Annotated in this window: 11 protein-coding genes; 9 read left to right on the forward strand and 2 right to left on the reverse strand. The window is 36.4% G+C overall.

What is annotated here, in order from left to right; genetic code table 11:
• Window positions 1–15 precede the first annotated feature (15 nt).
• Complete coding sequence (locus tag COL05_RS19115) at window positions 16–1,677, reverse strand: sigma-54 interaction domain-containing protein (RefSeq protein ID WP_098669747.1); 1,662 nt, start codon at window positions 1,675–1,677, stop codon at window positions 16–18.
• A gap of 179 nt (window positions 1,678–1,856) precedes the next feature.
• Between COL05_RS19115 and COL05_RS19120 the strand changes: the two genes are divergently transcribed.
• From COL05_RS19120 to COL05_RS19150, 7 genes are all read left to right on the forward strand, one after another.
• The gene (locus tag COL05_RS19120) at window positions 1,857–3,032 is read left to right on the forward strand and encodes an NAD(P)/FAD-dependent oxidoreductase (protein WP_098669748.1); all 1,176 of its coding nucleotides are present in this window, start codon (window positions 1,857–1,859) and stop codon (window positions 3,030–3,032) included.
• Window positions 3,029–4,066 (forward strand): proline racemase family protein, encoded by a 1,038-nt coding sequence (locus tag COL05_RS19125; protein ID WP_098669749.1) that lies wholly within the window; start codon window positions 3,029–3,031, stop codon window positions 4,064–4,066. Before COL05_RS19120 ends, COL05_RS19125 begins: the two co-directional genes overlap by 4 nt.
• Window positions 4,063–5,004, forward strand: coding sequence for a proline racemase family protein (locus COL05_RS19130; protein WP_098669750.1), 942 nt, complete (start codon window positions 4,063–4,065; stop codon window positions 5,002–5,004). The genes COL05_RS19125 and COL05_RS19130 overlap by 4 nt, the downstream gene beginning before the upstream one ends.
• A 1-nt stretch (window position 5,005) precedes the next feature.
• On the forward strand, window positions 5,006–5,923 hold the full coding sequence (gene dapA, locus COL05_RS19135; RefSeq protein ID WP_142337569.1) for a 4-hydroxy-tetrahydrodipicolinate synthase: 918 nt from the start codon (window positions 5,006–5,008) through the stop codon (window positions 5,921–5,923).
• A gap of 18 nt (window positions 5,924–5,941) precedes the next feature.
• Window positions 5,942–7,426, forward strand: a complete 1,485-nt coding sequence (locus tag COL05_RS19140) for an aldehyde dehydrogenase family protein (protein WP_098669752.1) — start codon at window positions 5,942–5,944, stop codon at window positions 7,424–7,426.
• Window positions 7,427–7,539: 113 nt separating this feature from the next.
• A complete protein-coding gene (locus tag COL05_RS19145; RefSeq protein ID WP_098669753.1) occupies window positions 7,540–9,030 on the forward strand; it encodes an alanine/glycine:cation symporter family protein in 1,491 nt (496 codons plus the stop codon).
• A 31-nt stretch (window positions 9,031–9,061) separates the two neighbouring features.
• Window positions 9,062–9,499 (forward strand): carboxymuconolactone decarboxylase family protein, encoded by a 438-nt coding sequence (locus COL05_RS19150; protein ID WP_180233469.1) that lies wholly within the window; start codon window positions 9,062–9,064, stop codon window positions 9,497–9,499.
• Between the two features lie 67 nt (window positions 9,500–9,566).
• Here the strand turns inward: COL05_RS19150 and COL05_RS19155 are convergent, their stop codons facing one another.
• The gene (locus COL05_RS19155) at window positions 9,567–10,208 is read right to left on the reverse strand and encodes an HD domain-containing protein (RefSeq protein WP_098669754.1); all 642 of its coding nucleotides are present in this window, start codon (window positions 10,206–10,208) and stop codon (window positions 9,567–9,569) included.
• 105 nt (window positions 10,209–10,313) lie between these two features.
• On the opposite strand from COL05_RS19155, the gene COL05_RS19160 reads away from it, so the two are divergent.
• Together COL05_RS19160 and COL05_RS19165 are read left to right on the forward strand one after the other, a co-directional pair.
• Window positions 10,314–10,817 (forward strand): GNAT family N-acetyltransferase, encoded by a 504-nt coding sequence (locus COL05_RS19160; RefSeq protein WP_098669755.1) that lies wholly within the window; start codon window positions 10,314–10,316, stop codon window positions 10,815–10,817.
• Window positions 10,818–11,041: 224 nt separating this feature from the next.
• Window positions 11,042–11,707, forward strand: a complete 666-nt coding sequence (locus COL05_RS19165; protein WP_098669756.1) for a lytic polysaccharide monooxygenase — start codon at window positions 11,042–11,044, stop codon at window positions 11,705–11,707.
• Window positions 11,708–11,819 lie beyond the last annotated feature (112 nt).

Consider the following 11,819-nt stretch of genomic DNA (forward strand, 5'->3'; position numbering starts at 1 on the left):
AGAGGAGGGAAACGGTTATTGTAACCCAAGTTTTTTTAAACGGTTATATAAGGTAGCCCTCGTAACACCGAGCTGTTTTGCGCATTCTAATTTATTCCCATTCAAAATGCGTAAAGCCCTCTCAATGACTTTCTTCTCATGTTCATCCATCTCTTCTTGCAAAGAGAGAATCGTATTATTGTTGCTGAGTAATAGGGAATGAGCCGTATGATTCTCTAACGTTTCAGTTGTATGAAATGGTAAATACTCTTGTTTTATAATGCCGTCAGTCGCAAATACGACAAGTCTTTCAACAACGTTACGAAGCTCGCGAATATTACCTGGCCAATTGTAATGAAGCAGTTCATGCATAATGCTGGAAGGTAAGTCACGAATTGGTCTGTTATAGTTGATTGAAAAATCGTTTAAGAAAGAATAAGTTAATTCAATAATATCCTCACGTCTTTCGCGCAGCGGTGGAATATGCAAGCTAACTACATTTAGGCGATAGTATAAATCTTCTCGGAACGTGCCTTTTCTCATTTCTTCTTGTAAATCACGATTTGTAGCAGCGATAATACGGAAATCAATCTTTATTTCTTTTTCTCCACCAACTCGGTAATATTTTCTTTCTTGTAGTACACGCAAAAGCTTTACTTGCATATCGAGCGGCATTTCTCCTATTTCATCAAGGAATAATGTACCGCCTTGGGCGAGCTCTATTTTACCTTTCTTACCTTTACTATTTGCACCAGAAAATGCCCCGCGCTCATAGCCGAATAATTCACTTTCAAATAATGCTTCTGGAATGGCACTGCAGTTAATTGAAATGAACGGAGCTTTAGCTGCTTCACTTGCATCATGAATCGCTTTCGCAAATACTTCTTTTCCAACACCACTTTCGCCGAGTATTAAAACAGTTGATTTCACCGAACAAACCTTTCTAGCTAATTGTATCGTTCTTTGTATAACAGGGCTCTTTCCATTCATCGCAAGGAAAGGGTCTGATTCATCTTTATACTTTGCGACCTCTTGTTCTAAACGGTGCATTTCATGTGACATATTAAATAGTTTTTCATTTAAAGCAACTTGATTTGTAACATCAGTTTCTGAAACGACTGCTCCAATAATTTCATCGTTACAATACACTGGGTTTGAGTTAATTAATACAAATAAATCTGGACGAGGCTGATGAAACTGAGCAATTATGCTTTTTCCGTCATGTAATGATTGTAAAATTTCCAAATCTTTATAGTCAAAAAAGCGAGTGATAGGTTGTCCAATAATTTCATTATGACTGACTGAAAAAATTTTTTCGGCGCCATCTGTCCAAGTACGAACACATTCTTTTTCATCGATGACTGTAACGGAAGAATCAGTTGTTTGTATTACGGTGTTATAAAAAGATTGCAGTTCATTGTACGACTTAACAAGAAACGGAATGATTTGCTGAGTCGTGATACAGCATAAAGGCTCTTTATTTTCGTTCATTATGATAACGACTATTTCATTAGAAAACGCGTCAATTAATGCGGTGAATGAGTCATCTTCATATATTACTGCGCAGTTATATTCTTCTGCAGTAGAAGGGCGGTAATAATACTTTTCGTTAACTTGCTGGGTGTGTTGCAAGCTGCATGTATGATCAATGGATAAAATTTTTAGAAATTCTTTTATTGTGGGAAATGAGAATGCCATATTGTCCTCCTGTTATGTATAAAAATTTTGACAGTGATAAAAAAATAATACACCTATTTGCGATAAATTTAAAATATTTTTACAAATAAAAATATTTTTATAAAAATTGTATATATGTACAGTTGGCACGTCAATTGCATGAAAGAAAGTGAGGGAGTAAAAAGAAGGGAGGATGCTACGTGAGGCACTGTGACGTTTTAATAATAGGCGGTGGTATTATTGGCTGTTCTATCGCTTATTACACTTCAAAATACGGAAGAGACGTAACAATTATTGAAAAAGGAGAATTTGTCAGTGGGACGTCTTCACGGTGTGACGGAAATATTTTGGCTATTGATAAAGACCCAGGGTTTGATAGTCAAATGTCGTTAGTAAGTCAAAAATTAGTAACTGATTTAAGTGAAGAGTTAGAGCACTCATTTGAATATAGGGCGCCAGGAAGTATTCTCGTATGTGAGTCGGACGAAGAGATGGAAGCAGCACAGCAATGGGTGAATCGTCAAAAAGAAGCGGGTTTACCGTTTCGAATGCTTGATAGGCAAGATATAAGAGCGGAATCGCCATTCTTTGCAGATGATTTATTAGGCGGGTTAGAATGCGCAACGGATTCGACTGTAAATCCATATCTTCTCGCTTTTTCACTTCTTGCAGAATCGAAGAAATTTGGTACGAAAGCATTTAATCATACGGAAGTAAAAGAAATGAAAAGAGATATAGACGGTTCCTTTATTGTAGAAACGACAAATGGGACGTTTACTGCGAAGCAAGTAGTAAACGCAGCCGGTGTGTGGGCTCCGAAAATCGGACAAATGCTTGATGTAAATATCCCAATTGAACCGAGAAAGGGGCATATTATTGTAGCATCAAGGCAACAACACGTTGGTTGCCGTAAAGTAATGGAATTTGGTTATTTAATTTCTAAATTTGGCGGAAAACGAAAAGTAGATGCTTTAACTGAAAAATATGGGGTAGCTCTTGTATTTGAGCCGACAGAAAGCCAAAATTTTTTAATTGGTAGTAGTAGAGAGTTTGTAGGATTTCATACGAGGATAAATAATGAGGTAATTAAATGTATTGCGAACAGAGCAATTCGTTTTTATCCGAAAATGGCGGATATGATGGTAATTCGTTCATATGCTGGGTTACGCCCGTGGACAGAAGATCATTTGCCGATTATTTCACGTGTGGAACATATCCCGAATTACTTTATTGCAGCAGGGCATGAAGGGGATGGCATTAGTCTTGCCGCAGTTACAGGGAAAGTGATTGAAGAGTTATTAAATGAAAAAGAAACAATCATTCCTATTGAACCACTTCGTTTAAGTCGTTTTACAGAAAGGGTGTTAAACGGATGAGGTCACAAAGAGTCTTTACGACGATTGATACACATACGGGCGGAAATCCAACGAGAACATTGATTAGCGGACTGCCTAAGTTAATTGGAGAGACGATGGCAGAGAAGATGTTACATATGAAAAAGGAGTATGACTGGATTCGCAAATTGTTAATGAATGAACCGCGTGGTCATGATGTAATGTCAGGCGCATTATTAACAGATCCATGTCACTCTGATGCCGATATTGGTGTTATATACATAGAGACAGGCGGATATTTACCGATGTGTGGTCACGATACAATTGGTGTATGTACAGCTTTAATTGAATCAGGTTTGATACCGGTAGTTGAACCGATTACTTCGCTAAAGTTAGATACGCCAGCCGGCTTAGTTGAAGTGGATATCTTTGTTCGAGATGGAAAAGCGAAAGAAGTCTCCTTTTGTAACATACCAGCTTTTTTATTGAAAAACATTACGGTAGACGTCGAAGACATTGGAACTGTAGAGGCTGATATTGCGTATGGAGGAAATTTTTATGCCATTATTGATGCGAAATCAGTAGGGTTAGAGTTAGTACCAGAAAACGCATCTACAATTATCGATAAAGCGATTCTTATAAGAAATACAATTAATGAGAAATTTGAAATCATTCATCCGCAGCATTCGTTTATTAGAGGATTAACTCATGTTGAATTTTATACAGCTCCTACTCATGAAAGTGCTCATGTGAAAAATACAGTTGTCGTTCCGCCAGGAGGAATTGATCGTTCTCCATGTGGTACAGGAACATCAGCGAAGTTAGCAGTATTATACGCTAATCAAAAAATTGAGATTGATGAAGAGTTTGTTCATGAGAGTATTGTTGGTTCTTTATTTAAAGGGTGTGTTATAAATACGACAAATGTTGAAAATATTGAATCTGTCGTAACGAAAATTACAGGTTCAGCTTGGGTTATGGGGATGCATAGATTTTTTTACAATGAAAAAGATCCACTGAAAGAAGGATTTTTGCTAATTCCGCCGATGGAACATGAAACGGAGGATGTAAAATGAACATTCAAAAAATGTATACAGCAGTAGACGTACACGTAAATGGCGAGGCATTTCGTGTAATAAAAGATGTACCATGCAAGTACTACTACAGTTTAGAGCAATTAAACGAACAATTTTCAGGTGAGTTAGCAGAAGAAATGCAGCTTTTATTAAACGAACCGCGTGGTTTTATCGGTTTAAATGGATGTATCGTCGTTCCTTCTATTCATACGGAAGTCGATGCAGCTGTATTATTTTTTAATCATGAAGGATCAATTCCTCTCCATTATGGAGGTATTGTCGCAGTCATAACGATGTTACTAGAAAGTGGGTATGTAAAAAAGAGAGAGACGAATCAATACAAAATCGAAACGTTATCTGGCATATTTTCAGTCCTTGCGTATGTAGAGAATGATGAAGTTGTATCTGTTTCGTTTGAAAGTAAACTATGTTATATGATTGAGAAAAATTTACAAGTTGAAAATATAAGTTACTCTCTCATACAGGCAGATAAAGTATACGCAGTTGTAGAAAAAGGTGCATATTCACCAGAAATTTGTATTGAAAATATTTCTGAATTGAAAAAATGGGGGGGAGCTACACTCCAAGCTATACAAAAACAGTCGTTAATAAAAAGGCTTATTTTAGTAGATTTTTCGCAGAAAGAGAAGAACCGTATAAAGTCGATTACATTTCATGAAGATAACTTTATCATACGTTCACCAGGTTTTATTTCGACTATAGTTTCTTATGTTCACGCATTATTTAAAAATGATCATATAGCGGATAAACCTTTTATAAATGAAAGTATATTTAATAGTTTTATAGCAGTTGAAAAAGTGAAGAAGGAGGAAACGGGTTATATTTTTCGTTTTGAAAGTAGAGGATTTATTACAGGGATGCAGACGTTTCTATTAGACCCTACAGATCCGTTTCCGACAGGATTTTTATTAAAATAACATGGAAAAGGGAGAGATACGTATGAAAAAAATTAAAGGGGCATTTCCAGTATTAATCACACCGATGGACGAGTTACAAGAAATTAATTGGAACGGTGTAAAACAAAACGTAAACTACTTTATTGAGCAAAAAGTAGCTGGCATTATTATTAATGGAAGTACGGGGGAATTTGTTAGTTTATCAAAAGAAGAACGATTTAAAATGGTAGAAACAGTATTAAAAGAAGTTGATGGCCGTATTCCAGTTATTGTTGGAACTGCAGCAGAAACAACGAAAGAGACGATTGAATATACGAAACATGCAGAAGCGCACGGAGCAGACTGCGCATTAATTATTAACTCATACTATTGTAAGCCGAAAGAAGAAGAAATTTATTTTCATTTTAAAGAAATCTCAAACGCTGTAAATATACCAATTATGTTATACAATAACCCGTTTACATCTGGTGTTGATATGAGTACAGATCTCATGTTACGCATTGGAAAAGAATGTGAAAATGTTACACATATTAAAGAATCTAGTGGAGATATTCGAAAAGCTAGAGATTTAGTAAGACAAGGCGAAGGGGCTTTTCAAGTATTTTGCGGATCTGAAGATTTAGTTATGGAATCTTATTTAGTTGGTGCGACGGGATGGGTTTCAGTAGCAGGAAATATCGTACCGGGACTTGTTACGAAAATGTATGGGCATTTCCAAAATGGCGAATTAGAAAAAGCTTGGGAAATTAACGATGCGATTTTACCACTTTGCGAGTTTCTTGAAGGATCAGGAAAGTATGTACAAATCGTGAAACGCTCAATGGAATTACATGGGCAAGCTGGAGGGCCTTCTCGTTATCCGAGACTCGGATTAACTGAAGAAGAAGATCAAAAACTTCAAATGCTTATTTCAAAAATCGCAACTCATGCAGCTGTTTAAATAAGGAGGAAATCATATATGTTAACGACAAACATTGAGCTGAAACCAAAAGTGAAAGCGTTTTTAAATGAAGAGATTAAAATGTTTATTAATGGTGAATTTGTTCCTTCCATTAGCGGAAAGACGTTTGAAACATATAATCCAGCGACAGAAGATGTTCTTGCAGTTGTTTATGAAGCACAAGAAGAGGATATTGATGTGGCAGTAAAAGCGGCGAGATCTGCATTTGAATCAGGACCTTGGGCAGAAATGACTACTGCTGAAAGAGCGCATCTTATTTATAAATTAGCAGACTTAATTGAAGAGCACCGGGAAGAATTGGCGCAGTTAGAAGCTTTAGATAACGGGAAACCATATCAAGTAGCACTGGATGATGATATTGCAGCGACTGTAGAAAATTATCGCTATTATGCGGGATGGGCTACGAAAATTATTGGGCAAACAATTCCGATTTCAAAAGATTACTTAAATTATACACGCCATGAACCTGTTGGGGTTGTAGGGCAAATTATTCCTTGGAATTTTCCGCTTGTTATGTCTTCTTGGAAAATGGGAGCTGCACTAGCAACAGGTTGTACAATCGTATTAAAACCAGCAGAACAAACGCCTTTATCATTATTATATACAGCGAAGCTCTTTAAAGAAGCAGGTTTTCCAAGCGGTGTCGTAAATTTTGTGCCAGGTTTCGGCCCTGAAGCAGGGGCTGCAATCGTAAACCATCATGATATTGATAAAGTAGCTTTTACAGGTTCAACAGTTACAGGAAAATATATTATGCGTCAATCTGCAGAAACTATTAAACATGTAACGTTAGAACTTGGCGGTAAATCACCAAATATCATTTTAGAAGACGCTGATTTAGAAGAAGCGATTAAAGGCGCATTCCAAGGCATTATGTATAATCACGGCCAAAATTGTAGTGCCGGTTCTCGCGTGTTCGTTCACCGAAAACATTACGAAACAGTCGTAAATGAACTAGTGAAAATGGCGAATAACGTGAAACTTGGAGCAGGTATGGAGAAGGAAACGGAAATGGGGCCGCTCGTATCTAAAAAACAACAAGAACGCGTGCTACATTACATTGAACAAGGAAAAGCAGAAGGCGCGACTGTTGCTGCTGGTGGTGAACGGGCATTTGAAAAAGGGTATTTTGTACAGCCAACGGTATTCACTGATGTTACGGACGATATGACGATAGTTAAGGAAGAAATCTTCGGTCCTGTTGTCGTTGTACTTCCATTTGATTCGACGGAAGAAGTAATCGAAAGAGCAAATCGTTCGTCATATGGGCTTGCAGCGGGCATATGGACACAAAATATTAAAACAGGACATCAAGTCGCCAATAAGTTAAAGGCAGGAACAGTATGGATTAATGATTATAACTTAGAAAATGCAGCGGCACCATTTGGTGGGTTTAAACAATCTGGTATCGGTCGTGAGTTAGGTTCATATGCGCTTGATAACTATACAGAAGTGAAAAGCGTTTGGGTAAATATAAAATAATATAGAGTCTAAATGTTAATGAATAAAGATACGGACAACTGGAAGGTTTCATAATAGTTGTCCGTTTTCTTATATATGAAATAGCTTTCAAAAGAATGATAAGGGGGATTTGGATGGAGCAATTAGTAGAGTGGTTAGTAGGGCAAGTATGGAGTATTGGGTTAGTTGTTTTTGCATTAGGGGCAGGTGTGTATTTTACAATTGCAACTCGTTTTCTACAAATTCGTTATTTTAAAGAGATGATTAAACTATTATTTGAAGGGAAGAGCTCGGAGACCGGAATTTCATCCTTTCAAGCATTTTGTTTAGCTTTATCAGGTAGGGTTGGAATAGGTAATATTGCAGGGGTCGCGACGGCTATCGCTTTCGGCGGACCTGGAGCTGTATTTTGGATGTGGATAATGGCTCTTTTAGGAGCAGCTAGTGCTTTTGTTGAATCAACATTATCTCAAGTGTATAAAAGTAAAGTTGGAAATGAATACCGCGGTGGTACACCTTATTTCATTGAAAAAGGCTTGAAAATGAAATGGTTTGCAGTCATTGTAGCGGTCGTTGTAACACTTTCATATGGTGTTTTATTACCAGGTATTCAATCTAGTAGTATCGCAGTTGGATTTGAAAATTCCAATGGCATTAGCAAGTATATAACTGGTATATTGTTAGTCGTATTATTAGCAGCAATCATTTTTGGCGGCGTAAAGAGAATTGCTGGCGTTTCGCAAATGCTTGTTCCATTTATGGCAATTGGTTATGTAATTGTTACATGCATCGTATTAATTGCGAATGTAACAGAAATTCCAAGTATGTTTGCTTTAATTTTCTCTAGTGCTTTTGGTGTAAATGAAATGTTTGGCGGAATCGTCGGTGCGGCAATCGCATGGGGCGTAAAACGCGCTGTATTTTCAAATGTTGCTGGTGTTGGAGAAGCGACGTATAGCTCCGCTGCTGCTGAAGTATCCCATCCTGCAAAACAAGGGTTAGTTCAAGCATTTTCTGTATACATTGACACAATTGTTGTTTGTACAGCGACAGCTCTTATGATTTTAATAACAGGTATGTATAATGTTATACCGGAAGGAAAGAGCGCTATTGTAAAGAATATAGGGAATGTTGATGCAGGTCCAATTTATACACAGCAAGCAGTTGAAACCGTTATGACAGGGTTTGGTCCATTATTCATTTCAATCGCAATTTTCTTCTTCGCATTTACAACATTACTTGCATACTACTATATCGCTGAAACGACACTTACTTATTTAGATCGTGAGCTTAAACATAGCTGGTTAAAACCAGTTTTGAAAATTGGATTTTTAATTATGGTTTACATCGGTAGCGTAGAATCAGCATCGCTTTTATGGAATCTTGGAGATTTAGGAATTGGTAGCATGGCATGGTTAAACTTAATCGCGATTCTATTATTAAGTAAAATCGCATTAAAAGTGTTAAAAGATTATGAAGCACAGAAAAAAGAAGGGAAAGATCCAGTGTTTGATCCTAAAAAAGTTGGGATTGAAGGATTAGTTTTTTGGGAGGAGAGAAGTAAAGAGATTGAAAGGAAAAACTATAAAGAACAATCAGTAGTGGATGATAGTCTGAAATTGTAGTTATAATAAACTGAATATTCATTCTTTTTAGGTGACGTATATTGCCTTCTTTTCATCACATACTACAATAGGTACATATAATTGGAATGGAGGTAATAATAAAATGGCACACGAACAACATAGTTCAGTAAATGACGTTCTACATCATTATAAAGAAGGAATCGGTAGTTTTACAAACCAAATTCCTGAAATTGCTGAAACATATAATGCATTCACGCAAGCTTGTTTTCAAGAGGGTTCTTTAACGAAAAGAGAAAAACAACTTATTGCATTAGGAATTAGTCTAGCAACGCAAGATGAATATTGTACCGTTTATCATACAAAAGGTTGTCTTGATCAAGGGTGTTCAGATAAAGAAATTCTGGAAGCGTGTGGTGTATCAGCAGCATTTGCTGGCGGAGCTGCAATGAGTCAAGCGGTAACTTTAGTACAGGAATGTTTAACAGAACTGAAAAATCAAAAGCATTGAATGTAAAAAAACGTTTTAAACATAAAGTTTAAAACGTTTTTTTATGGAAATTAAATTTTTATTCACTTTAATATTCTATATCTTCATAAATCGAATTCTCTACATCAGGAAGAATTGTGTATATGCTTTTACCGATTAAAGCTTCTAATTCTTTCTTAATTGCATAAAACCCTTTCCAATGTAATGATGTATGAGACGTTGTACCATGACGTAAACCAACGGAAATCAATCTTCTTTCCAGCGTAGTAAAACCATCCGCGTCAGCAAGAGCATCACAAAGAGTAATTATCTTATTGTATAAATCGTATTTACAATGTTCATTCAATATTTCAACTAACTGGATTCTCATATGGTCAGGAACGAGACTCCACTCTGCTGCGATATCTATATGTTCATTTTTGCATGGGAATGAGTGTGTAACACAAATAACAGCGTTTCCTGTATACCCTAAATCATTCATATACATATAACCATCATAAGAATGAATGACCGATTTGGTAAAACCTTTGTATCTTCCGATATCATGCAAAAGGGCAGCATTATATGCTATATCAGCATCTAGGTTATACCCATTTTTAATAAGTTCTATAATTATGTTTTCAGTTGCCTGAGCAACATTTATTGAATGTTCAAACCAAGGGCCGGGATTTTGTTCATATGCCCATTCGAGTAATTCTTTTGCATATGTTCTATCTAATATATATTTCATATCGTTATCCTTTCCCTAAAAAATCATGTTTTAAAGAATTTCATCTTAGTATATCATTATTCCTGCTTTAAAAATTGGTACAATGAAACAAAAGGGGGATTAGTAATGCGGAATTTAGTAATTGAAGAGATTAAGCAAATACAAGATGAGGTGGAAGAGCTTTCTAACCTTTTGAAAACAGTTGTAGATGATGGGGCGTCAATTGGTTTTTTACCTCCACTGGATCAAAAAGAATCAGCGAAGTATTGGGAAACTGTTTTAGCACCAGAAGTGATCTTATATGTTGCTAAAATAAATAATGAAGTGGCAGGGAGTATTCAATTACATTTAGTTACAAAGCCTAATGGGATTCATAGAGCTGAAATTTGTAAGTTAATGACTCATCCAAACTTTAGACGTAATGGCATTGGACGTTCACTTATGCACAAAGCAGAGGAACGAGCGAAGCAAGAAAATAGGTCTCTTTTAGTGTTAGATACGAGAGAAGGAGACCCTTCAAATAGATTATATAAATCATTAGACTATCAAGAAGCTGGAAAAATACCAGAATACGCAATTTCTCCAAATGGTAGTTTGGATGCTACAGTTATTTATTATAAAGTTTTATAAGTTATGATTAAAAAGCTATCATGTTCAAAATAATATACTTCAATTTTTAAAAACGTCTATATTTCTCTAGCGGTGTTATTTGAATTTGTATAATGGATGAAATGAATTTGAGAAAGTTTTTAGAGGGTTCTTTTCGTTATGCTCCTCGACTTATAATGGATGTAGAGAAGATGACTAGCCAACTATAGTTATTTTCGCTTTATTATGAGAAAGGGGATGACGTGATGAAAACGAAAGGTTTACAGAAGGTGAAGAAAGTTATATTAAGTGGTGGCATATTACTTACGGGATTGTTAACTTTCGGTTTTTCAGAAAAAGCTTCAGCTCATGGATATGTTGAATCACCAGCAAGCCGTTCTTATTTATGTAAGCAAGGGGTAAATGTAAACTGCGGACCAATTCAATATGAGCCGCAAAGTGTAGAAGGAATAGGTGGATTCCCGCAATTAGGACCTTCTGATGGACAAATTGCAGGAGCTGGTCATTTCCCTGCTTTAGACGTTCAAACAGTTGATAGGTGGAAGAAAGTTACGTTAAACGGCGGCGCGAATACATTTAAGTGGAAATTAACCGCACCTCATAGTACGAAAGAATGGAAATACTATATTACGAAAAAAGATTGGAATCCAAATAAACCTTTAACAAGATCTGATTTAGATTTAGTACCATTCTATGTAAAAAATGATGGTGGAGCTAGACCAGGAACTTTGGTAACACATGAAGCAAACGTACCAACTGATAGAAATGGATATCACCTTATTTTAGCTGTGTGGGAAATTGCAGATACTGGGAATGCATTTTATCAAGTTATAGATGTTAACCTTGTAAATAACGGTTTGGCATCGAATTTCGCGCTAAATCATGTAGTGCAAGCTCCTAGCTTATTTTAAATAAAGTGAAACTTTAATCAGTGGGGGGTTCTTCATCCCCCACTGATTATCATCCCTCACCAATCGGACTTTTAGGGGCAGCCCGACCCCCACCTAAATTCTTTGCTTTCGC

The sequence above is a fragment of the Bacillus sp. AFS059628 genome (genome assembly GCF_002571225.1).
GTDB lineage: Bacteria > Bacillota > Bacilli > Bacillales > Bacillaceae_G > Bacillus_A.